The sequence below is a fragment of the Rhodococcus sp. PAMC28707 genome (genome assembly GCF_004795915.1).
GTDB lineage: Bacteria > Actinomycetota > Actinomycetes > Mycobacteriales > Mycobacteriaceae > Rhodococcoides.
The window spans coordinates 3,738,276-3,761,702 of the sequence record NZ_CP039253.1 but is presented as its reverse complement, the minus strand read 5'-3'; the positions used below and the strand labels follow the sequence as shown (position 1 = coordinate 3,761,702).

Annotated in this window: 23 protein-coding genes; 14 read left to right on the top strand and 9 right to left on the bottom strand. The window is 61.7% G+C overall.

The window, feature by feature from the left end:
• The first annotated feature begins 6 nt into the window (after positions 1–6).
• Positions 7–1,365 carry a hypothetical protein gene (locus E5720_RS17120; RefSeq protein ID WP_247596019.1) on the top strand — a complete coding sequence of 453 codons (1,359 nt, stop codon included), beginning with the start codon at positions 7–9 and terminating at the stop codon, positions 1,363–1,365.
• A gap of 38 nt (positions 1,366–1,403) precedes the next feature.
• Positions 1,404–2,078: an NUDIX hydrolase gene (locus tag E5720_RS17115; RefSeq protein ID WP_136171644.1), complete on the top strand. Its 675-nt coding sequence runs from the start codon at positions 1,404–1,406 to the stop codon at positions 2,076–2,078.
• Between the two features lie 14 nt (positions 2,079–2,092).
• Here E5720_RS17115 and E5720_RS17110 read toward each other — a convergent pair whose 3' ends face one another.
• Both E5720_RS17110 and E5720_RS17105 read right to left on the bottom strand, forming a co-directional pair.
• The gene (locus E5720_RS17110; protein ID WP_136171643.1) at positions 2,093–2,602 is read right to left on the bottom strand and encodes an O-acetyl-ADP-ribose deacetylase; all 510 of its coding nucleotides are present in this window, start codon (positions 2,600–2,602) and stop codon (positions 2,093–2,095) included.
• On the bottom strand, positions 2,599–3,543 hold the full coding sequence (locus E5720_RS17105; RefSeq protein WP_136171642.1) for an ADP-ribosylglycohydrolase family protein: 945 nt from the start codon (positions 3,541–3,543) through the stop codon (positions 2,599–2,601). Before E5720_RS17105 ends, E5720_RS17110 begins: the two co-directional genes overlap by 4 nt.
• Before the next feature lie 169 nt (positions 3,544–3,712).
• On the opposite strand from E5720_RS17105, the gene E5720_RS17100 reads away from it, so the two are divergent.
• Both E5720_RS17100 and E5720_RS17095 read left to right on the top strand, forming a co-directional pair.
• Positions 3,713–4,729: a diiron oxygenase gene (locus tag E5720_RS17100; RefSeq protein WP_136171641.1), complete on the top strand. Its 1,017-nt coding sequence runs from the start codon at positions 3,713–3,715 to the stop codon at positions 4,727–4,729.
• Positions 4,730–4,777: 48 nt separating this feature from the next.
• The gene (locus E5720_RS17095) at positions 4,778–6,328 is read left to right on the top strand and encodes an FAD-dependent oxidoreductase (RefSeq protein WP_210729892.1); all 1,551 of its coding nucleotides are present in this window, start codon (positions 4,778–4,780) and stop codon (positions 6,326–6,328) included.
• Between the two features lie 14 nt (positions 6,329–6,342).
• Here the strand turns inward: E5720_RS17095 and E5720_RS17090 are convergent, their stop codons facing one another.
• Positions 6,343–7,311 (bottom strand): 2-oxoglutarate and iron-dependent oxygenase domain-containing protein, encoded by a 969-nt coding sequence (locus E5720_RS17090; RefSeq protein ID WP_136171639.1) that lies wholly within the window; start codon positions 7,309–7,311, stop codon positions 6,343–6,345.
• A gap of 32 nt (positions 7,312–7,343) precedes the next feature.
• A complete protein-coding gene (locus E5720_RS17085; protein ID WP_136171638.1) occupies positions 7,344–9,251 on the bottom strand; it encodes an NAD(P)/FAD-dependent oxidoreductase in 1,908 nt (635 codons plus the stop codon).
• Between the two features lie 180 nt (positions 9,252–9,431).
• On the opposite strand from E5720_RS17085, the gene E5720_RS17080 reads away from it, so the two are divergent.
• From E5720_RS17080 to E5720_RS17055, 6 genes are all read left to right on the top strand, one after another.
• The gene (locus E5720_RS17080; RefSeq protein ID WP_136171637.1) at positions 9,432–10,091 is read left to right on the top strand and encodes a nitroreductase family protein; all 660 of its coding nucleotides are present in this window, start codon (positions 9,432–9,434) and stop codon (positions 10,089–10,091) included.
• A 29-nt stretch (positions 10,092–10,120) separates the two neighbouring features.
• On the top strand, positions 10,121–11,686 hold the full coding sequence (locus E5720_RS17075) for a class I adenylate-forming enzyme family protein (protein WP_136171636.1): 1,566 nt from the start codon (positions 10,121–10,123) through the stop codon (positions 11,684–11,686).
• Complete coding sequence (locus E5720_RS17070) at positions 11,683–12,309, top strand: TetR/AcrR family transcriptional regulator (protein WP_136171635.1); 627 nt, start codon at positions 11,683–11,685, stop codon at positions 12,307–12,309. The genes E5720_RS17075 and E5720_RS17070 overlap by 4 nt, the downstream gene beginning before the upstream one ends.
• Positions 12,302–13,441, top strand: coding sequence for a serine hydrolase domain-containing protein (locus E5720_RS17065; protein WP_136171634.1), 1,140 nt, complete (start codon positions 12,302–12,304; stop codon positions 13,439–13,441). Before E5720_RS17070 ends, E5720_RS17065 begins: the two co-directional genes overlap by 8 nt.
• Positions 13,442–13,478: 37 nt before the next feature.
• Positions 13,479–13,976, top strand: a complete 498-nt coding sequence (locus tag E5720_RS17060) for an SRPBCC domain-containing protein (RefSeq protein ID WP_136171633.1) — start codon at positions 13,479–13,481, stop codon at positions 13,974–13,976.
• Positions 13,977–14,084: 108 nt separating this feature from the next.
• Positions 14,085–14,441, top strand: a complete 357-nt coding sequence (locus E5720_RS17055) for a VOC family protein (protein WP_136171632.1) — start codon at positions 14,085–14,087, stop codon at positions 14,439–14,441.
• A 12-nt stretch (positions 14,442–14,453) separates the two neighbouring features.
• Here E5720_RS17055 and E5720_RS17050 read toward each other — a convergent pair whose 3' ends face one another.
• Positions 14,454–15,134, bottom strand: coding sequence for a nucleoside/nucleotide kinase family protein (locus tag E5720_RS17050; protein ID WP_247596018.1), 681 nt, complete (start codon positions 15,132–15,134; stop codon positions 14,454–14,456).
• Positions 15,131–16,153, bottom strand: coding sequence for a DMT family transporter (locus E5720_RS17045; protein WP_136171631.1), 1,023 nt, complete (start codon positions 16,151–16,153; stop codon positions 15,131–15,133). The genes E5720_RS17050 and E5720_RS17045 overlap by 4 nt, the downstream gene beginning before the upstream one ends.
• Positions 16,154–16,191: 38 nt before the next feature.
• Here E5720_RS17045 and E5720_RS17040 point away from each other — a divergent pair, with 38 nt between their 5' ends.
• From E5720_RS17040 to E5720_RS17025, 4 genes are all read left to right on the top strand, one after another.
• Positions 16,192–16,722 carry a CGNR zinc finger domain-containing protein gene (locus tag E5720_RS17040; protein WP_136171630.1) on the top strand — a complete coding sequence of 177 codons (531 nt, stop codon included), beginning with the start codon at positions 16,192–16,194 and terminating at the stop codon, positions 16,720–16,722.
• Positions 16,723–16,853: 131 nt separating this feature from the next.
• A complete protein-coding gene (locus E5720_RS17035) occupies positions 16,854–17,285 on the top strand; it encodes a YciI family protein (RefSeq protein WP_136171629.1) in 432 nt (143 codons plus the stop codon).
• 3 nt (positions 17,286–17,288) lie between these two features.
• A complete protein-coding gene (locus E5720_RS17030) occupies positions 17,289–18,551 on the top strand; it encodes an RNA polymerase sigma factor (protein WP_136171628.1) in 1,263 nt (420 codons plus the stop codon).
• 88 nt (positions 18,552–18,639) lie between these two features.
• A complete protein-coding gene (locus E5720_RS17025; RefSeq protein ID WP_136171627.1) occupies positions 18,640–19,440 on the top strand; it encodes a thioesterase family protein in 801 nt (266 codons plus the stop codon).
• Positions 19,441–19,458: 18 nt separating this feature from the next.
• Here the strand turns inward: E5720_RS17025 and E5720_RS17020 are convergent, their stop codons facing one another.
• From E5720_RS17020 to E5720_RS17010, 3 genes are all read right to left on the bottom strand, one after another.
• Entirely contained in the window at positions 19,459–21,054 is a 1,596-nt protein-coding gene (locus E5720_RS17020; RefSeq protein WP_247596017.1) for an ABC-F family ATP-binding cassette domain-containing protein, read from the bottom strand.
• A gap of 113 nt (positions 21,055–21,167) precedes the next feature.
• On the bottom strand, positions 21,168–22,175 hold the full coding sequence (locus E5720_RS17015; RefSeq protein WP_136171626.1) for a class I SAM-dependent methyltransferase: 1,008 nt from the start codon (positions 22,173–22,175) through the stop codon (positions 21,168–21,170).
• Positions 22,176–22,276: 101 nt separating this feature from the next.
• Positions 22,277–23,398 carry an amidase gene (locus tag E5720_RS17010; protein WP_247596016.1) on the bottom strand — a complete coding sequence of 374 codons (1,122 nt, stop codon included), beginning with the start codon at positions 23,396–23,398 and terminating at the stop codon, positions 22,277–22,279.
• Positions 23,399–23,427: the final 29 nt, after the last annotated feature.

The window sequence follows — 23,427 nt, the reverse complement described above, 5'->3', positions numbered from 1 at the left end:
CCGTTCTTGTCGTACCCCATCGATACTGTCCTTCTCGTCAGCCGGATTCGGCCGCCTGACGAGAAGGAAGGCGTCATCGTGTCGGACAATCGCAAGATCGACCTTCAGGACTCCATCGACGAAGCATGGTCGTCGTACGCCCAAGATTTGATGTCGTTCGTATCGGACATGACACTCCGTGAAACCCTCACGCTCACTGCCGAATCCGGCCTCGATCGCGGTGACGGGGACAGCCCCTGGATCGCGCTCCAGGCCCAACACGACGGCACCATCGCCTGCACTGCCGTTCTCGACAGCTATCTCTACGAGGATGTGGAACCGCCTGCCGGTGACGACCCAGCACTGTTCGCTCTGGGGTGGGTCACTCCGGCGACACAGACGGAGGTCGGCCAGCTCGTCAGCCGTTCGATGATCGGTCATCGCGACAACGCCGAAGAGCTGTCGCGGTCGATAGTCCGCGCGTTCCGCGAGGTCTGGAACGTCGCGCATCCGGCGTTTCTATCGGCTTTGACCGAGGGCGGAAATGGTCGACAGTTCCGTACTTCCGTCGATTGCCGCCAAGTAGATGGCACGGCAGTGATCCCTCTCGACCTCGATCATCTGCGTGCTCTCATCGTGCAGACGGTCGACGCCCACTTCGATTTCACACTTGAATCGAACAACGATATTCGGGTAGACGGGTTCGCATTCCCTGTGCACGTCTGCTTCGATCACGATGCGACGTCGGTCCGCATACATGCACCGCTGGTCACCGCGGTGTCACAATCTGCGACGCTGTCGCGGATGATGTCCTCGCTTACCAGCAGATGGAAGAACATCACCTTCGTCGTGGCCGGAGATCAACTGTTCGCCGGTGTTTCGATCGATACGCGGACCTTCATCCCCCGCCAATTGACTGCGCAGCTCTATCGATTCGGGCATTTCCTCGAAGGTATCGACGCACGGTTCGCCCTTGGTGTCGGTGGGACGTTGTTCGATCCAACTCATCGCCACGTAGATCCGTATCCACCAGTATCGTGGTCCGACGACGGAGGAACTCTCGGCACGCTCCGTGCAGCATGCGAATTGACCGGCGGTCCAGTAGATTCTGCGACAGTCGACGCCCTCTGCCGACGCCAGGATGTCGGGGAGCTGGCCCAGCGCGCACAGTGGACAGCCCAACGCTTCCGCGATCACGCACATCGACTAGGAGACGAACGACGCGTACGTGCAGCCGTCCTATGCGACTCGTTCGCGCTGAGCTGGACCTATGTCGCCGAGAGCCTTCGCCGAACGCATCGACCCGCACGACAACTCACTCCCCGACCTGAGCAGTTTCAGCTCTTCGATTCGCTCGAAGAACCCGCACTGTTCGATATGGAATAGCTCATAGGGATAACTCAATAGTGCGCTAACCTGGGCGGGTGGCTACTCAGGATCATCCCGACACCCCACTGACGGATTATCCGCGGCCGTCGGTTGCCGTCGATGTCGCAGTGCTGGCGGTACGAGACAACACGCTGTGCGTCGTCGCCGTACCGTCACCTCGGGGTCGTGCGCTACCTGGAACCTTCCTACATCCGGGCGAGCGACTGGCAGACGCCGCCGAACGCGCCCTTCGCTCCAAAGCGAGCCTCAGCGGCCTGTCGTTTCATCAGATCGGAATGTTCGACGAGCCGAACCGAGACGATCGTGGATGGGTGTTGTCCATGGCGCACGGCGCAGCAGTGGCCTATGAAAACCTGGGCACCGCAGTCGATCTCGTCGAGATTCGCAACGGATCGCCGACCTCTGAACTCGCGTTCGATCATAACGCCATGGTGGCGCTGTCGGTGGTAGATCTGCGCGAGCGATACGGTTCGAAGGTGGACCCGGCCCACCTGCTCGGATCCACCTTCACCTTGCTCGAGCTCAGGAGAGTCTATGAGGTCATCTACGACAAGGAGCTTCCCAAAGACACCTTCAGGCGGCATGTCGCGGGTGCGCTGATCGGCACCGGCGATTCCTCGACCACGGGCGCCGGCAGGCCGGCCGAGCTGTACCGCAGAAACCCTGACGCTCGGCTGCCCGAGTCCGCTGCGGCCCTCTTCAAGAGCTGAGGCCCGGCGTGGGGTTAGCTCAGCAACCGGGTTGTCAGCTTTGCGCCCCGTGCGGAAAAGGCCACTACCGATACCACCTCGACTCGAGTGTATGCACCGACGATCGCTGCAAGCTGTTGCGCTATCGCATCTTCCAGCGGCCAACCGTACGATCCCCCGGAGATCAACGGAAAGGCCACAGTTCGCGCACCGAGCGAATCAGCGACTGCGAGACTGCGTATGTACGCAGCCCGCAAGATGCCGGAGCGATCCTCGTGCGCCGAATAACGCGGACCCACCGCGTGAATTACCCACTTGGCAGGCAAGAGACCTGCCGTCGTCGCGACTGCCCCACCGGCCGCAAGACCGTTCGGTAGGGACGTATTCCGCAGAACCTTGCACTCGGCAAGCACGTCCGGCCCACCTGATCGGTGGATGGCCCCGTCCACGCCTCCCCCACCGAGCAGCGCCGAGTTCGCCGCATTGACGATGGCGTCTACGCGCACTCTGGTGATATCGCCTTCGATGACATCGATGATCGTCATGGTGTGCCTCCTGAATTGGCTACGATATCGTCGGCAATCGCGACGAGATCGTCAGCGGTGAGTTGGGGATATCCATGGAGCAACGCCCGCCAACGCGTCGGCACAGCCGACGCGCCCCATTTGGCACCTAGCAGTCCGCCCGCAATTGCTGCAGTCGTGTCGGTGTCGCCACCTGCAAGAACACACAATTCTAGGGCTTGGACAAGATGCTGTGGTCCGCCCTGGTCTGCTCTCACAATCGCCCACCATGCAGTCTGCAGCGCGTGGACGACCCAGCCGTTGTTCGGAAAGTCCGACGGTTCACCATGCTCCGCCTCGTCGAGCAGCGGCCCCCAAAATGCTGCCGATTCCGCAGTGTCGACCCACAGCCGAATGCCGTCGAAGTTTCCTTCGAGCACGGCATGGCGGATCGCGAACGACCACATCTGACACGCTTGGGCGGCGCGAGGGTCGGAGTGTGTCAGGGCGCTGATCGCGGCGGCGGCCTCGACACACCTCTTTGCATTGTCGAGATAGCGGAGTGCGACGGGGGCTGTCCGCATCAACGAACCGTTTCCGCCGGTTCGGCCGGTGAGCGCGCTTGCACACCTGGTCATCTCGGACGCACTTGCGCTACGGCGTCGCAGCACAGCCCGCGTCTGGTTGCCGATATCTGCTGGTTTGGTGTCGTACCAGGCGAGGAAGTTCGCGGCGACGGCATCGAGCCCGTCGCCGGTTCCGACATCTGCGCCCTCTCGTGACGCCAGAGCGATAGCAGCGGCCATTGATGTGTCGTCGGTCCATTCCCCCGGGGCCCAATCGAATGCGCCGCCTCCGATCATGTCGACGACAGTGTCCGGTGACGGATGTGTGAACTCGTATCCAGCTCCGAGTGCATCTCCTGCGGCGGTGCCCAGTAGGACCCCTGCGGCGCGATCAGCTTGTAGCGGCGTAACTTTCACGGACAACTCCCTTAGCTCGACTCTGCGCTTACTTTAGCGCATAAATGCGCTAATCGCTAGTCGGAGCCGGCCAAGAGGCGGAAATTACAGGAAGCCAGAGAGGGTACTTCCATTTACTGATACGGCAAGTTACATTAACTACCACTTTCGAACCAACCAAGGAGCAGCGATGACACTTTCGTCCGCACCGCGCACGCGATCGGCCGACACCGACGCGGAGGCCGAGCAGTACAACGAGACGCTCCGTCTTCTGTCCGAAGGATCCGTGGACAAGCATTTCGATCCGTACGTCGATATCGACTGGGATTCTCGCGAGTTCGAAGTCACCAAGGGCGACCGCCGATGGATACTTCCGGCCACAACCGACGCGCTCGGCAGCCACGCCTGGTACCAAGCCCTGCCGGAAGACCGACAAATCGCTATCGGCATGTGGCGCCAAGCCAACATCGCCAAAGTTGGACTGCAATTCGAGAACATCCTCATTCGCGGCATGATGCAATACGTATTCTCACTGCCGAACGGCTCTCCTGAGGCTCGCTACTGCACCCACGAGTCGATCGAGGAGTGCAACCACACCCTCATGTTCCAAGAGATGGTCAACCGCATCGATGCAGACGTGCCAGGTATGAACCGTCCGATGAAGTTGATCTCCCCGATCATCCCATTGTTCTCGACGCTGTTGCCCGAGCTGTTCTTCGTCGGGGTCCTCGCCGGCGAGGAGCCGATCGACCACATCCAAAAGTCGTTTCTACGATCGGGAGCAGATATTCATCCGATCATGCAGAGCGTCATGGTCATTCACGTCGCGGAGGAAGCCCGTCATATTTCGTTCGCGAACCAGTTGTTGCGTCGCCGGGTGCCACAGATGTCCAGGGTCGGACGCTTCTTGCTGTCGTTGGCATTCCCCATCACCATGCGGATCCTGTGCGACGTCATCGCCATTCCACCGAAAAAGTTCTGGAAGAAGTTCGATATCCCGAAGTACGTGAAAGACGACCTGTTTTGGGGCACAGAACAATCCCAGCACAGGTTGCAGGACTATTTCGGCGACGTTCGTATGCTGGCCACAGACACCGGAATGATGAATCGCTCGGCAAAGCTACTGTGGAAGGCGTGCGGAATCGACGGCAGAGCGTCGCGTTACCGCAGCGAACCCGATCGCAGCTCCAGTCACTTCGCAGCCTGAGCCTCGAGTTCACCTCTCCCCACTGCCGGGTCGCCAGTCAGGAAGTCCATGCCCCACATCGTTACTCAATCATGTTGTAGCGACGCGTCATGCGTCTACGCGTGCCCCGTCAACTGCATTCACCCGACGCCGGATGAGCCCGACTTCCTGACTGCCGAAATGCTGCATATCGACCCGTCCTCGTGCGTCGACTGTGGCGCGTGTGTCTCGGCGTGTCCGGTGGATGCAATCGTACCCAAGGCCAAGCTTACCGACGCGCAGTTGCCGTTCCTGCAGATCAATGCAGATTTCTACAAGCAGGAACGGCCTGCGCGTCCGTTGCTTGCACCGGTGTCACCGGCTCCGGCAGTCGCCAGGGAGCGCCAGCCGCTTCGCGTGGCCATCGTCGGATCGGGACCTTCGGCGATGTATGCGGCCGATGAACTTCTCACCCAGCCTGGTGTGAAGGTCGACGTCTACGACCGACTGACCCAGCCGCACGGCCTGGCACGATTGGGCGTAGCGCCGGACCACGAGAAGACCCGTCAGGTATCTCGGCTATTCGACACCATCGCTGCGCAGCCTGGATTCCGGTTCCATCTAGGTGTCGAGGTGGGAAAGGACATTACGCACCAGCAGCTGTTGGATCAGCATCATGCCGTGATCTACGCAGTCGGTGCGTCTTCGGATCGGGAATTCGCGATTCCTGGTGCGAGACTTCCCGGTCGGGGGTCGGCCACCGACTTCGTCGCCTGGTACAACGGTCACCCCGACCATGCCGAGCGCCACTACGACCTGTCCCACAAACGGGCGATCGTCATCGGTAATGGCAACGTGGCCCTCGACGTGGCCCGGATCCTGACGATCGATCCCGAACGTCTGGCCGGCACGAACGTGCCCCCTCACGCACTGAAAGCATTGCGGGAGTCCAGCATCGAAGAGGTTCTGGTGGTCGGCCGGCGCGGCGTCGCACAGTCAGCTTTCACAGTTCCGGAGTTCGCCGGTCTGCTCGGCACCTCGGGGGTGGAGGTTTCGACTCACCGCGACGAGATCGTGCTCGACGCAGCCTCGATCGCCCTGATCGAAACCGACGAGCTCCCGCACTCAGTAGTTCAGAAGTTGCGCCTGCTGCAGAGATTGGAAGACTCGGAAAGTAGAGGCGGTAAGCGAATCATGCTGCGCTATCTCCTCTCCCCCAGGCGAATTCTCGGTGATGCGGCCGTGACCGGTGTCGAGTTCGATCGCATGACACTCGATACCGGCATCGACGGCACGGTTCGCAGCATCGCGACGGGTGAAGTCGAGACCGTCGACACCGGACTGGTATTGACGTCGATCGGCTACCGTGGCGTGGCGATCGAAGGTGTGCCGTTCGACGAACAAGCAGGAATCATTCCCAACCACGATGGCCGCGTCCTCGAATCACCCGGCGGTGCACGGTTTCCCGGAACCTATGTCACCGGCTGGATCAAACGCGGGCCGTCAGGATTCATCGGTACCAACAAGTCCTGCGCACAGGGAACAGTGTCCAATCTGGTCGCCGACTTCAACAGCGGCACGCTCGGCGACCTCGACTCCCCTGCGCCCCTGAGGCGGCGCAGGTGGCTGCGCCTCCACTGACGATCCGACCGAGCCTAGATAATCCCGTGATGCAGTTCGGCGACGTCCGGGTGCGCTCGCGTACGCGACTTCCAGGCATTGGCACCATAGGTGTCGAAGATCGGATTGTTCGGATCTGCCTCGACCCCTGTGGACTTCGCCGCCAACTCCTCGGGCAGCGACACGATCGGAATGACGGCGTCCAGCGCGGGGCTCAGGAAGAAGGGGATCGAAATTCGGTCGGCGCCGGCTCTAGGTGCTTGCACTCGATGTCGCGTCGCACGCAGATAGCCTTGCGTCGCAACTTCGAGCAGTTCGCCGATGTTGACGATGAATGCGCCGTCGACGGGAGGTACGTCGATCCATTCACCCGCCTCGATTTCGACCTGCAATCCCACCGAGTCCGGTTCGACGAGGAGGAGAGTGAGGACGCCGGAGTCCTTGTGTGCACCGACGCCCTGCGGATTGTCGGCGCTTCCGGGGTACCGGACGATCTTGATCAAGGACGCTGGGCTGTCGGCGAACGCGTCGTCGAACACGTCTTCGGAAGCGCCGAGTGCCGACGCCCAATGCCGCAGGACTCGCAACCCGAGTTGGGACATGATCGCTTCCCAGGATTCGAACGCGGGCTCGAGAGCTGGGAGTGCAGACGGCCAGAGGTTCGGTCCTTGGAGATTCCAATAGCCCTCGGCGCCGTCGATAACAGGCCGTTCGGGGCCGATATCTATCTGTTCACGCCAATCGACTTCACCGTTGGTCAGCTCGCCCCCCAGGCGTGAGTAGCCGCGGAAGTGTGGGCTGTTCAGCTGCGAGATCTCGTCCTTCTCCTCCGGCGCGAGGGCGAAGAACGAGCGAGCGAGTCGAAGGACTTCCTCGCTGCGAGCCGTCGGCACACCGTGGCCCACCAGGTAGAAGAAGCCGAATCGATGTGCAGCGTCCAACAGGGAGGCCCGGAAGCCGTCCGGATCGGTGTCGACGAGTGACATATCGAGAACGGGAAGCATGCATTCCATTATCGACGCTTCCGCCTACTCTGTCAGACGCTCGATGCCTGCCGTGCCTCTTCGAGGAGATAGTCGCCCATGTCGGCGCTGTGGGTCATTTCCCAGTAGTCGACGATGCGCCAGGGCAATGTCGATACGACCCGTCCAGCGTCGTTTCGGTACCAGTTGTCCATCCCCGGGTGCGTCCAGATCATGCGCGAGTGCGCCTCGTCGTGACGTCGTACGTAGTCTTCTTCGACTTCGGGCTTGCACTCGACAGCGCCGATTCGGTTGTCCGACATGTATTTCAGGACATCCACGATGTAGCGGACCTGACATTCCGCGATGGTGATGTAGCTACCGCCGTGCCCGAGGACGGTTCCGGGCCCGCAGGTCAGGAAGAGGTTGGGGAAGTCCGGCACGGTGATGCCGAGGTGCGCATGAGCGTCCTCGGGACCCCACCCGTCGCGGATCGACCTACCAGAGCGGCCGCGAACGTCGATGGGTGTCAGCAACTTGTGCGTCTCGAAGCCGGTTGCCAGGATCACGACATCGACCTCTACCTCGGTCCCCTGCTGTCCCCGCACGGTGTCGGCACCGATCGAGGCGACACCCTCGGCCACGAGGGTGACATTGTCACGGCGAAGGGCAGCGAACCACCCGTTGTCCAGCAACATGCGCTTACCGAACGGGGGGTAGTCCGGCAGCGACTTCTCGATCAGATCCGGCCTGCCTTCGAGCGCGTTCTCCAGGTATCGGGTGAACACTCGGCGGTGCGCGTCGTTGATCGCGTTGACCGACTGTGCGGGGTTCTCCCACTCCGGATCGACCTGCAGCGACGGGTGGACGCGGTCGTTGAAGTTCCATGCGAGCCGCGCTCGGTACCAGAGCCGATACAGCGGAACCGTCTCCATCAGGTAGCTGACGTCGTCGTCGATGGGGGCGAAATAGACGTCACTGGACGCGACCCACTGCGGCGAGCGCTGGAACACTGTCGCGTGGCCGACCGTCGAGGCGATGGCGGGAAGTACCTGCATGGCGCTGGCCCCGGTGCCGATGATGGCCACGCGTTTGCCGGTCAGATCGAGCCCCTCGGGCCACTCGGCGGTGTGGAAGATCGGGCCACGGAATGCGTCGAGCCCCGGTATCGGGGGAACCTTCGGGCGATTGAGTTGGCCGGTAGCGGTGATGACCACATCTGCGGTGAGGACTTCGCCGCTCGTCGTCGTGACGGTCCATAGTTGCCGCTCCGCGTCGTATACGGAGGTGGAGACCTCGGTGTCGAATCGGATTCGGTCCCGGAGATCGTGGTCGGTGGCCACATCGCTGAGGTACTGCCAGACCTCTTCACGCTTGCCGAAATGTGTGCTCCAAGACCGTGGGGCGAAGGAGTAGGAGTAGAGGTGGCTGGGTGTGTCGACACCCGCCCCTGGGTAGGTGTTCTCGAACCAACCACCCCCCACGTCGGAATTCTTCTCCAGCACAACGTGATCGATTCCGGCTTCACGTAGCTTGATGGCCGCGAGCATGCCCGACACGCCTGCCCCGATGACGATGACCGACAGGGCACTGGCGGTGACTGCCTGTGCCTCGGCAGAGACGAATCCCATGTCCTCGGCGATCATCGAGGCAAATTCCGGTGGCACCGACTCGCCTACCGCGGCGCTGATCATCTCTACGAGTTGATCATTGGACGGCGACGGGATTGCCGGCGGCGTACCGTACGTCCACTCGGAGATGGCGGCGAGAGCGGCCGCCCTGATCGTCTGCGCGACGTCAGGTGCAAACCCACCGGCATCGTTGTCGTCCATGCCACGACTGCGGGTCGGCAGGTAGGGGGCCTCGAGCCAGACATGGTCGCCGGTGAGTTGGTAGAGCACCGCGACCAGGCTCGGCATGTTTGCCGAGTCGAGCGCCCGAGCCAGCCGGTTGCGGTCGACAGTATTCACAGATGCACACATGAAGAACCTCTTTCAGCGCCCGAGAAAAGCGAACTCCCTAAAAACTAACCACAGTTAGGCAAATATTCGCAAGGACTTCGGCGAATCCGCACTAGATGCAAAGTTGCCACTTGACAATGTGGCATACACCACACGATGCTTCAGGCACTACCTAACAGTGGACAGGCGAAGGGATTCGACATGGAGCTCACCGAGGCAATGCGCACAACCGGAACCTGCCGGCGATACCTCAGCGATCCGGTCCCCGACGAGGTGTTCAGAAAGGCCTTCGACGTCGCCCGCTTCGGACCCCAGGGCGGCAATCGTCAGCCGGTGCGATGGATCGTTGTCCGCGAGCAAGCCCGCAAGCAGGCACTCGCCGACCTGTATCTGCCGATGTGGGATGCCTACTTCGCCGGCATCACCGGCGGGACAGTAGCCGTCGGCGCCCTCCCGAAAACAGTGCAGGACGCCGACTTCTTTGCCCGCCACCTAGCCGAGGTACCCGCAATTGTCGTCGTGTGCGCGGCAGTGGACGGACTGCACCCCACCGATCACGAACTCGGCAGACTCTCCGTAGTCGGTGGCGCTTCGATCTACCCGACTGTGCAGAACCTGTGCCTGACCTTGCGAGATCAAGGTGTGGCCACCGCGGTGACCACACTGTTGTGCGCAGAAGAACCCAAAGTACGCGAACTGCTGGAAATCCCCGAGGGCTACATCACCGCCGCCCACATCGCCGTCGGATACCCTGAGCGGCCATTTCCCAAGAAGCTCACCCGCGATCCCGTCGAGCAGATAGTCGCCCTCGAAACGTTCACCCAACCGATGTTCGACGCCACCCTGTCCCCCTCGCTCTGAGCCGACCGAACATCTTCAGGAGAGACATAGTGACCGGCACTGCCCAGCATCACCGTTCGTTGATCGGCCGCGCCACCATCGGCGATCAACTTCGTCGACACGCGCGAACGCAGCCGCACAAGACCGCGTTCATCAGCTACCGATCCGACGGCACGCGCCTGGTCACCACATACGGAGAGCTCGACGCACACGCGAACCGATTCGCCAACCTCCTCCTCGATCTCGGGGTGCGGCACGGTGACCGAGTTGCGTCGATGGCGCGCAACAGTGTCGACGTGGTCATCGCCTACTACGGCACACTCAAGATCGGCGCCGCGTTCACCGGCATCAACGTCATGTATCGATCAGCAGAAGTGCAGCACCAACTCGAACACGCAGAGCCGACCGTGGTCGTCGCCGATGCCGAATTCGCCGACACGGTCGCCGACGTCAAACCGGAGTCGACGACGCTCGTCACGTTCGGCGCGCACTACGAGGAGCTGACGGCGCAGTTGCCCTCGTCCGACCCCGAAGTCGACATGGACGAGAACGACGTCGCCATGGTCATCTATACCTCCGGCACCGAGGCCGCACCGAAAGGTGTGATGATTCCGCATCGCAACTTCCTGATCTCCACGGCGCCCGCGTGGAGTTGGGGTCTGCAAACAGGTCCCGAGGACACCTGGCTGTTCGTCATGCCGTTCCACACCATCGCAGGCCTCGGATCGATGACAACTCTGACACTGATGGGTGCCACACTCGTGTTGCCTGCAACCGTCGAACCGGCACTCTCGCTCCGGATCATCGCCGACGAGAAGATCTCGGTCATCGCCCAAACTCCGACGTTCTACATGGCACTCGCTCGCGACTCCACTTTCGGGAGCACCGCCGTCGGGCAGGTCCGGCGTTGTCTCACCTACGGTGGCCAGGTCTCACCCCACACCATCGAGGCGTGGGCGAGTGCGGCACCGGAAGCAATCTGGGGCACGTATTGGGGACAGTCGGAACTTTCCCAACTGGGATCGGTCGGCTGGTTCTCCACCCTCGACGACATTCCCGGTGGGGACGCGTCGTGGATCGGTAAGCCGGTCACGCACCTGGAGGTCAAGGTCGTCGACGCCGAAGGCAACGACGCCGAGATCGGCGAATTGGTTTGTCGCACTCCGTCGGTGATGCTCGGATACTTCAAGGACGAGGAACGAACAGCCGAAGTCTTCCGTGGCGGCTGGGTACACACCGGCGATATGGTGCGCGTCGACGCCGATGGAAATCTGTTCTTCTACGATCGCATGAAGGACATGATCAAGACCGGGGGAATGAATGTATCTTCGCAAGAGGTCGAACGCGCCATTCACACACACCCGGAGGTGCTGCGGGCGGCCGTCGTCGGAGTGCCCGATCCCTATTGGTCCGAGGCAGTGACTGCCTTCGTCATCGCGCGCGAGGGGTGCACCCCCGATCCGCAGGCCATCATCGAGCACTGCCGGATCGAACTGGCGATCTACAAGGCTCCGAAGTCGGTGTACATCGTCGAAGAACTACCCGTCGACGCGCAGGGCAAGATCCTCAAGAGGAACCTTCGAACCATGGCCACCGCAGCGGAGGAGCCCGTATGACCGCACCCGATCGAGAAGCCGTCGTCCCACGCCAGATCCGAACGCAACGCCGCCGCGAGGACATCGCGTCGAAAGCGGCAGAAATCTTTGCGCGCGACGGGTATGCCAATGTCGGCATGCGTGACATCGCCGATGCTGTCGGAATACGCGGAGCGAGTCTGTACCATCACTTTCCCTCCAAAGAAGACATCCTCTTCGCGGTCTGCCTCACCGTCACCGAGGAACCGTCCGAAGAGAACCTGCCGCTGCTCGACGCACCGGGTACGCCCACACAAAGGTTGGCGTCGCTGGTGCGGGCGCATCTCGTTCATCTCAACCTCCGACGCGTCGAGTACATCGTCGGGCTCCACGAGCTGGCGTCGCTGACGCCGGAACACCGAGCCACGATCGAGGACTATCGGCGTCGCTACCAACGACGCGTGCGCGAGGTCATTGCCGCCGGTATGCACACCGGGGAGTTCACGGTGTCCGATGCCCGCGTAGCCGCCTTCGCGGTGACGGACATGCTGAACGGAATAAGCAACTGGTTCCATGACGGAGGGGATCTGAGCATCGAAGCCGTCGCAGACACCTACGTCGACCTCGCCGTGCACCGACTTCTCGGTGCGCCGGGCAATGATTGACGGCGACTGGGACCCGGGCTTCCGTCAGGTTCGCGACGCGTTGGCGGACGGCATCGACTCGGGTGCGGAACTCGGCGCCTCGATCGTCGTAGATATCGACGGCCGTCGTGTCGTAGACGTCTGGGGTGGCCACTGCGATTCCGCTCGCACCCGTCCGTGGGTTCGAGACACGATCACCAATGTCTGGTCGACGACCAAAACAGTAACCAACCTCGCCGCATTGATGCTGATGGATCGTGGACTGCTGGACCCCTATGCACCGGTTGCGAAGTACTGGCCCGAGTTCGAGGCCAACGGCAAACACGACATCGAGGTGCGACACGTGCTGTCGCACACATCCGGTGTCTCGGGCTGGGATGCGCCGTTCACCACCGAGAACATGTACGACTGGGAGTTGGCCACCAGTCGATTGGCTGCGCAGTCGCCGTGGTGGGATTCGCGCACCACATCCGGCTATCACGCCGCTACGCAAGGACATCTCGTCGGCGAACTCGTGCGCCGCACGACGGGTAAGACGCTGGCGCAGTTCGTCACCGAAGATATCGCGCGCCCCCTCGGTGCCGACTTCCAGATCGGTGCTCGCGAGCAGGACTGGGGACGTATCGCCGCCGTCGTGCCGCCACCTGTAAGCACTTCGCCGAAGATTGCCGACCCGTCGAAAGTGCGACGCCGCACTTTCCTGGGCCCGCCGATCGACGCCGAGTCCGCCAACACCGCGCCGTGGCGCCGCGCCGAACTGGGTGCGCTCAACGGTCACGGTAATGCTCGCTCCGTCGCAACGATCTTGTCCGCGCTCTCACTCGGCGGAACGGTCGACGGCGTACGTCTGCTCGGACGCGACGCGGTGGAGCTTGCGTTCGACGAGCAGAGTAACGGAGTCGATTTGGCCTTGGGTGTGCCACTGCGTTTCGGAATCGGATTCGCACTGCCGCAGCTCGAGACGGTTCCTTACATTCCCGAGGAGAAAATATGTTTTTGGGGTGGATGGGGTGGGTCACTGATCGTCATGCATCCCGAAAGTGGAATGACGTTCTCCTACATGATGAATCGCATGGGTGAGGGGATCATCGGATCCGACCGGGCCAGAGACTGTTTACAGGCCACGTACGCCGCGCTGAGCGCAAGCTCATGACAAGAAACTCGACTAGTAGAGAACAGGAAGAGACGCGATGACCGTCATCAGCACCGACAGGGATGAGGAAAACCTCGTCTTCACGATCGTTGCCGAGTTCGACGCGAAAGTCGATCGCGTCTGGCAGATCTGGGCAGACCCACGCATGCTCGAACTATGGTGGGCTCCAGCTACTTCGCCGGCGACATTCGAGACCCATGAGTTCGAACCAGGCGGGGTGGCCCACTACTACATGCTCGGTTCCCACGGGCAGAAAGTTCGGGGGCGGTGGTCGATCACATCAATCGACGCACCGCGAACTTTGTCCTTCGACGACGGGTTCGCCGACGTGAATTGGGATCCCATCGAAGACATGGGCACTGCGCATGCCGTCGTAGAACTGATGGACCTCGGCGGTCGGACCCGGATGACTACGACGATGACCTTCGATACCGCGGAACAGATGCAACCGATGGCCGAGATGAAGATGGATGAGGACTTGGTGACAGCAATATGCCAAATCGACGGGATCCTTGCAGGGCCGGCTGCCCCGTAGATCGCCGGGCGGGCATGGTGTTCCTTTCGCGACCAGAGTGCGCGAGAACCCGCTTGCTCAGCGCGCAAGTGGTACATCCTGCTCACACTCCATGTGAGAATATCCGCCATGACCGAGAACATGCATCACCGACTGAACTACATCGAGTTTTCCGTGACCGATCTGCCTGGTGCCCAAGCGTTCTACCGCAGCGCATTCGGCTGGGATTTCAACAGCTACGGCCCTGGGTATGCGGGGATCGTCGGTGCTGACGGCGATGAAGTGGGCGGCCTGGCTCTGGTGGACGAACCTGCACCGAGGGGAGGTCCACTTGTGCTCTTGTATTCCGATGACCTCGACGCGACGGTGGAGTCGGTCAGTGCAGCGGGTGGCGCGGTGGTGAACGGCCCGTACGAGTTCCCCGGCGGTCGACGCTTCCACTTCGCCGATCCCAGCGGCAACGAACTCGGAGTCTGGGGCCCCTGACGCACATCGGGGCTATCCGCGGTATGAATTCGGATCCTCTGGCACTGCAAAGACCAGGTCGGCTCGCTCACGTTCTCCTGCAACAATATTCGAATTCGGAAGATCCACTTGTTCGGTCCACATACGTGCATCCGCGAGCGCTTTTCCGTGACGACGCTGTCTGCTGATCAATCGTTCGGTGAGAATGTTCTGCGCGACGTCGAGATACCACACCTCATCGAGTACCGGTCGGACACGCTGCCAACCCCCACCCGTGGACAGCAGGTAGTTGCCTTCGGTGATGATCAAGGCCGTGCTGCGCATGATCGGCACTGCTGATCCGACCGATTCCTCCAATCCGCGATCGAATCGGGGTGCGTAGATCACCTCGGAGTCCTGCTCGCGTAGCCGCCCGAGCAATGCGACGTACCCGTCCACATCGAACGTGTCGGGAGCCCCTTTGCGGTCGCGTCTGGAGAGCCTTGTCAGCTCGCTGTTCGCGAGGTGGAATCCGTCCATCTCGACGATCGCGGCGCTCGCTCCGAGCACCTCGCCGAGAGCCTTGCACACCGTCGACTTCCCTGAGCCGGGAGGACCTGTGATACCCAGGATCTTTCGTTCGCCGGAGCTGACCGAGTCGCGAGCTCGCTCGGCCATGTACTCGAGCATCCGATCGAACGACTCCGCGCGATACACCGATTGTTGCTTGCTCACTCCAAAACGTTCCTCTCGGGCGCGCACGCCACCGCCGAAATACCACGTACACATTCATCGTTCCCTGCACCGCTGACGCCACCTTTCGGCTCCCCGAGCTTGACGATCACAACCCCGAGCAGAATGAGGCCGCCGCCGCACACCTGAACGAGCCGCGGTGTCTCACCGAGCAAAAGCCAGGCGAACACGAGAGCGGACAGGACCTCGGTGAGCCCGACGAACGAGGCGAGGCGCGAGCCGAGTCTGCGGATCGCAGCGATTCCGCAGACGTAAGCGAGCGCGGCGGTGACCACGCCCAACAAGGCGATCGACACCCACCAGGGCACGGTTGCACCGGCAAGGATCACATTCGAGGTAGTGGCGGCGAACGGCACGATCCCGATCAGCCCCGCCAACATCAGGATCACTCCGCCGCACAACAGCCCGCCGGCTGCGAGGGCCAACGGCGGTAGACCGTGTCCTTCTTCGGCCGACATGATCCAGTAGACGGCTGCTCCGGCCATCGCACCGAGCGCCCATAGAACTCCGATCGGGTCGATCGCTGCACCCGAGATCAAGTCGAGCACGAACACCAGACCGACTGCCGCCACTGCCGCGCCGAAGACGGTCTTGACCGTCGGACGTTGCTTGTGGCGCAACCATATCCAGCCGATGACTGCGACAGGCGAGGTGAATTCGATCAGCAATGCAACACCTACCGGCATGTAACCGACAGCGTTGAAGAATGCGAGCTGACATCCCGCGACGGCGATCGCGCCGTACGCCACGATGGTCCCCAGGCTGCGGGGTACTAGATTCCAGCGACCCCGCATAGCCAACGCACCGGGTAGCGCAAGGACTGCGGCCGCAATCAGAACTCGCGCGGTCACCGCAGCCCCAGCAGTCCACCCGGCGTCGAGAAGCCCCTTTGCCAGTGGCCCGGAGAGACCGAACGCGGCCGAGGACACTGCGGCCAAGCCGAGCCCCGAGGCCAGCCTGGACGTTGGCTGCACGCGGACGTCATCAGTCAAACTCGTCATGGCACCTTACGTTAAGGATCGCGATGTAAGGTGTCAACATGATTTTCGCTCATGACACCGAAGGGGCGATGCTGTCCGCTGTCGTCTTGGTGAACTCGGCAGAGGATCCGGACACGATGACGACGCTCGCGCAACTGTCAGCGTTCTTCGTCGAGCAGCGCTACACCGGCCGATTCGACGGCGATCTCGCCGAACTCGACGCAGTCCGCGCGCTGCGGCCACTGTTGCGAACACTGCTCATAAGCGACCGCGACGGTGCCGTGGAGATCGTCAACCACATCCTCGCCGACGCCGAAGCACTGCCGCGGCTGGTCCGACATGGAGACATGGACTGGCATCTGCATGCGGTGAGCGATGACAGGCCCCTGGCCGACAGGATCGCCGTCGAGACTGCCATGGCGATGATCGATGTGATTCGTGCCGACGAACTCTCACGGCTCGACGTCTGCGCGGCCGACTGCGGCGGCATCGTGTTCGACCTTTCCCGCAACCGTTCCCGAAAGTTTTGCTCTACCTCTTGCGGAAACAGGACTGCTGTCGCGGCCTATCGCGCCAGGCAAGGCAGTTGATGCCGGTCGTCCGAGCCCGAATCTTCCAAGGAAGTAGATTTCCTTTCGGGCCGATGTCGATCGGCGCTCGACCCGTTCGACGTGTAAGCAGAGGGACCGAAGAGTCGTCCCAGCAGCGGAGGAGAACCGAAATGAAGTACATGCTGATCATGCGCACCACCGACCAGGCCATCGAAGCGTCCAAGGACATGGACTTCGCCGAGATCATCAACGCCATGGGCGCGTACAACGAGTCGCTCCTCAAGGCCGGGGTGCTCCTTGCGGGTGAAGGTTTGGCGGGGCCGGAAGAGGGTTTCATCGTCGACTTCGATGCCGAAACACCGATCATCTCCGACGGCCCGTATGGAGAGACCAAGGAGTTGTTCTCGGGATTCTGGATCATCCAGACCTCGTCGAAGGACGAGGCCGTCGAATGGGCCAAGCGTTGCCCGCTCGGCCCCGGAGTCAAGCTCGAGGTCCGTCGAGTCACCGAGATGGAAGAGTTCGATCAGAGCAACGAGTACGTCCAGAAGGAAGCGGGTTGGCGTGAAGAACTCGGCACCGATCGACCTGTCTCCTCCTGACACATGACCGAAGATGTTCGACGCGAGGTCGCGGCCGTGTGGCGGATCGAGTCGGCGAAAATTCTCGCCACGCTCACCCGAACTGTCGGCGATCTCGACCTCGCCGAGGACCTGGCCGGGCAGGCCCTGCTCGAGGCCGTGGAGCAGTGGCCCACTTCGGGCGTTCCCCGCAACCCGGCTGCATGGCTGACGTCGGTCGCGAGAAGGCGCGCGATCGACGGGTGGCGCCGCAAAGCTCGGCTCGACGAGCGTTATGCGCACTTTGCCCGCGAGTTGGAGAACGGAGCCTCGATTGTCGAAAACGAACCGTGGGATCCCGACCGTATCGACGACGACATCCTGCGGCTGATCTTTATTGCGTGCCATCCGGTTCTCAATCGAAAAGCGCAGGTGGCGTTGACGCTTCGGATAGTCGGCGGACTGACGACCGAGGAGATCGCGAAGGCGTTTCTGATATCGACAGCGACCGTCCAGCAGCGCATCGTGCGGGCCAAGAAGACGCTCACCTCGGCGAAGGTGGCCTTCGAGGTGCCCGAGCGCGCGGAGTTTGCCCGCAGGCTCGGCGGGGTCCTCAGCGTTGTGTATCTGGTGTTCAACGAGGGATACGCGGCCAGTTCGGGTGAGGAGTGGATGCGCACCGACCTGAGCAACGAAGCGCTGCGGTTGGCACGCATCCTCGCCGAACTGGTTCCGCAAGAGCCCGAAGTGCATGGCTTGGTAGCACTGATGGAACTGACTGCGTCGAGGTTCGGGGCCCGCACCGACCCCGACGGTGTACCAATTCTGTTGTCCGAGCAGAACCGCACGAAATGGGATCGTGGCCAGATCACCCGAGGCCTGGCATCTCTGGCGCGCGCCGATGCGATCGGGCGTGGTCGCGGCCCGTACAGCCTGCAGGCAGGGATCGCGGAATGCCACGCCGTCGCAGCGACTTTTGCCGATACCGACTGGAAGCGAATCGTGTTGCTGTACGAGGCATTACAGCAGCTCGCACCCTCGCCGGTTGTCGATCTCAATCTAGCGGCAGCTGTCTCGATGGCCTACGGCCCGGTCATCGGCCTGGAGTACGTCGACAAGCTCGTCAGTGCGGGGACGCTCTCCGGTTACCACCTGCTGCCGAGTGTGCGAGGAGACCTTCTTGCCCAACTCGGTCGAATCGACGAAGCACGCATCGAATTGCTGGAAGCCGCAAGGTTGGCGGGCAACGAGCGTGAGCGGGCGGTGCTGACCGCCAAAGCGGCAGAACTTGGAAGTGCTCAGCGGTGATTGGGCGGGCGCCGGCACCACGTCATCGAGATTTCAGCTCGGATACTATGGCGCACAGCATAGTACTGAACACACTTCTGGGAGCCCCATGACCGACACGCACCCCTTCGACGACGCGTTGACACTGGAAGCCGTCCGCGACGGCGTCGTTCGAGGTCACACGTCCACTGCATACAAAAACATGGTCGGACCGTTCGGTGGTCTCACCGCGGCAACGTTGATTCGCGCTGTCGAAAAGCATCCCGACCGTCTCGGCGAACCGATTTCGATCACGATCAACTTCGCCGGTCCTGTTTCCGACGGCGCATTCGAGATTTCCACTCGTGCCGTGCGCACCAACCGCAGCAATCAGCATTGGTATCTCGAACTCTCACAGGGCGGTGTAGTCGCCACCACCGCAACGGCCGTGTTCGGGTCGCGCCGGGAAACGTGGAACGACGTCGAGGCATCTTCCCCTGCCGCACCGGCGCCGTCGGACCTCGAAGCCGGTGGTTTCCCTGACTTCATCGCCTGGGCAAAGAACTACGAAATGCACTTCGCTGCAGGAAAACTCAGCGAGGAAGAAACGGTCGACTCGACCGCGACATTATGGGTGCGCGACGCTCCTCCTCGTCAACTCGATTTCGCGTCGCTGACCTCGATGTGCGACGTCTTCTATCCGCGCGTGTTTCAGCGTCGCGGCAAATTCGTTCCGGCAGGGACGATTTCACTCACCATCCACTACTTCGCGACAGCCGCAGATCTAGCGACACAGGCCGAAGGTCATCTGCTCGGCACGGCGCATTCACGACGGTTCAACCAGGGGTATTTCGACCAGTCGGCCGAACTCTGGGGTACCGACGGCAACCTGCTCGCGACAAGCCATCAGGTCGTCTACTACAAGGACTGACCGCGCTGCAGGCGCCTACTACGCCATTTGAACGCCGGCGATTTCTTCGACTCCACCCTTGCCGTCGAAGGACAGTTGCCGGAACGCGACCTTTTCGACGAAGAACCTGTCGTGGCTCACGAGAATCACCGCTCCCGGGAACGCCATCAATGCCCGTTCGAGTACCTGGGTGCTCTGCAGGTCGAGGTGGTTGGTCGGCTCGTCGAGCACGATCACACCGGCACCGAACAGCAGGCACTGCGCCAACGCCACGCGCGCTTTCTGCCCACCGGACAGCACGCCGATACGCGTTTTCAGGTCCATCTCGGAGAACTGCAGCAATGTCAGGAAGCGATTGACTTCCTTCTTCGTCGCCGTCAAGGCCAGACTGTCGGGCATAGCGTTGACCGAATGGGTGACCGTGTCATCGAGATCAAGGTCGGCGAGCACCTGGTTGTAATAGATGAACGCTGGGGCCTTGGTCTTCCATTTGATCTTTCCGCTGTCCGGTTGTTCCGAACCGGTGAGGATGTCGACCAACGTCGTCTTGCCGCAGCCGTTCGGCCCGGTGATGGCGATGCGGTCTCCGCGATGAACAGTGAAGGACACGTTGTCGAAGAGTTGTTGGTCGCCATAGCTTTTCGAGATTCCGGAGATCTCGGCCAAGTTGTCGTGCACATGGAGTCCGCCGTAGATAGCGGAGACTACGGTGTCCACTGGACGCGGCGCTTTGCTCTTCTTGATGTTCGCGAGACGTCGTTTGAGCACACCACTCGGGTTTTTGACAGCTTCTTTTCGGTCGCTGATCGCCTCTTGTTCGTAGGCCAGCAATTGCTGTTCGTTGCTGAACTCGCGTTCGAGGTTCTTGAGCCGAAACTGTTTCTGCTGAACGTAATCCGAGTAGCTGCCTTCGTACGTCTGCAGGTGGTGGTTCTCGATCTCGACGATGCCGGTGACGACCTGTTCGAGGAATGCACGGTCGTGTGAGACGACGAGCAGTGCGCCACGGAAGTCACGCAACCACCGCTCGAGCCAGGCGATGCCTGCGACGTCGAGGAAGTTGGTCGGCTCGTCGAGCAACAACACATCCGGGGCTTCGATCAGAATCTTGGCCAACGCTGCTCTGTTTCGCCAACCGCCGGACAACCGGTCCACCGGCAATTCACGGCGTTCGGCGTTGAATCCGAGCATCGAGAGCACGGTGTCGATTTCCTGGTGGTACGTCCAGCCGCCCTTGTGCTCCATCAGGTCCAGCAGTTCGGCCTGACGGTCGACGAGACGGTACATCTCCTTCTCATCCAGGTCTCCCCCGAGCTTGCCCTCGACCTCGGCGAGTTCGAGTTCGATCGCGTGAACCTCGGTGAACAGCGATTCCAGCTCGGCCTGGATGCTGCGCTCGCCGTCGAGTTCGGAAAACTGCGAGAAATAACCGATCCGCGCGCCCTCGGTGACGTCGACAGTGCCCGAGTCCGGGGTCTCACGACCGAGCAATAGCTGCAGAAGGGTGGTCTTGCCGGTACCGTTCCGACCGATCAGGCCGACGCGATCACCGTCTGCGAGGCGGAAGAAGACCTCGCGCAGCATCACTTTCTGGTCGTACCCCTTGGCAACGTCGTTCAAGCGGATCCAGCTCAACGAAAAAACAACTCCTGGGATACGGGGTCAGGTTCAGTGTTGAACCAGCCCGCCCACTGTACCGGGCTGAGCACAGTGAGCTGGCTGTGACGTCGGCGCTGGTCTCCGTTCTGTCAGACCTTCTCGGCGACGATCCGCCAGTTGAGGTCCGCGATCTTCGCGCGCTCGGCCTGATTCCAGGCCTCAGCTCCGGTCTGCAGCAGTTCGAGCGACTCTTCGACCCATGGCGGCGCGACCTTCACTTTTTCCAGGCCGCGCACTGCCTTGCGTCCGCGGCGAATGAGGTTGGCTTTCTCATCGCACAGCGGCCATGCTTCGCTCTTCGACGGAGCCGACAGCACGATCCTGAAGCCTGCTCGCTCGAGGGCCGCGCACACATCTGCCGGGTACATCGACTGAGTCGCTGCAAGCGTGGGCAGGAACAACTTGTGCAGGGTGACGTGTTCTTCGTTGTCCCAGTCGAAGTACGGCGTCAGCAGGTACTCCGAGCAGGCATAGCGGCCTCCGGGCTTGAGGACCCGGTACATCTCCTCGGCGTGGGCATCGAGCTCGTCCTTCTTGAAGAACGGCCAAACTGCCTGGACGGAGAAGCAACCGTCGAAAGACTCGGACTCGTAATCGAGCGGCTTGTGGTGATCTCCGAACTTGAAGTGCAGCCGATCACTCATGCCACACCGGGCCGCCCACTCGTCGGCATTCTCGAGCTGATTGGGGTCGATGTTGTAGCCCGAGATCTGTCCGCCGGTCAGCGTGGCCAAGTGGTGTGCAATTCGGCCGCGACCGCAGCCCATGTCGAGTAGGTGGGATTGGGCGGCGTCCTTCAGCGCCAACTCTTTCAGGAGCGCCTTCTCGAGCAGGATCTGGTTGCCGTAGAGCCCTTGCTTTCCATCGAGCATCGGCGGAATGTAGAGCTTCTCCAAATCGAACACCGACAGCATGTTGTTGAGGACCTTGTAGTAGTCCGCGACGGCCTTGGTCTCGTCAGCTGTGTCGGTAGCTTCACCGGCTTGCATGCGTTGGAAGAACTGAAATGCGTCGATGGCCGACTGTTTGTCCTCGGCCGAGAGAGTCGCGAGCCTCTTGATCCCCGTTGCTGCGGTCTTGATCCGGTACCAGTCCACTTGTACGCCTTTCGAAGTCGGCAATCCTCGACCTCAAACTAGTACACGTTCCAGTTTTACATGTCCGAATTGCGACTTCGTCGAACTGGCAGATATCCGCCCTATGCCGGCGGGGTCGCCAGATGCCAGTCGGTGCTCTGTTGATAGCGCAAGCCCACCTCGAACAGTTGGCGCTCCTGATGCGCTGCAGCCGTGAGTTGCGCACCGACCGGCATCCCCGAAATGCTGTGAAATCCCACGGGCACAGCCAGTGTCGGCCCATTGTGAAGTGACCACGGGTAACTGAACTGACCCATCCGTCTCGACTGCTCGACAACGTCGTCTCCACCATCGATGAACGGCACGTCGACGGGCATGGTCGGGGTCAGCACGACGTCCACTTCGTCGAATACCGACTCGAGACCAAGACGGTATTCGACGCAACCCGCCTGCGCCGAATCTCGTTGTGCATCGGTAATGTTCAGACCCAGCGAAATGCGCTCGAGTGTTGCGGGCTGAAACAGTTCCGGCGCCTGTCGGATCCGATCGCGGTGCTCGCGGGCGAGGTCGGAGTAGATCAAGGTGTACACGATGTCCTGGGCTCCTGCGGCGCCGAGAATGTCGATGGGAACCAATTCGTAGCCGAGGGCCGACAGTTCCCGAGCAGCGGCATCGACAGCCTCGGAAATGGCAGGGTCGACGTCGTCGGTGATGAACACCCTCGGTACTCCGATCCGGCGCGCCGGGCGCGAACTCGAGTAACTGTCCGTAGAGAGGACGTCGAAGATCCGCGCGACGTCGGCAACAGACCTCGCCATCGGCCCGACGGTGTCGAACCCCGCACTGACGGGGAAGACGCCGACGTTGCTGATCGAGCCCCAGGTCGGCCGGAGTCCGGTGACCCCACAGGCGGATGCGGGAAGGCGGACCGATCCGCCGGTATCGGTTCCCAGCGACGCATCCACCAGGCCTGCTGCCACTGCTGCACCGGAACCTCCACTCGACCCGCCTGGCACGCGGTCGAGATTCCACGGGTTGCGGGGGGCAGCGGCGGCGGAATTCTGCGAGGTGACCCCTACCGCAAACTCCGCCATATTGAGCTTGGCGGTCACCTGAGCGCCGGCGCTGAGCAGTCTTGCGACCACGTCGGAATTCGACTTCGCCACAGTGTGCTCGAAGAAACGCGAAGCGCATGTTGTCGCTGTTCCGGCGACATCGATGTTGTCCTTGACTCCGATGCGCATACCCGCCAGTGGGCCTCCACAAGGAGCAT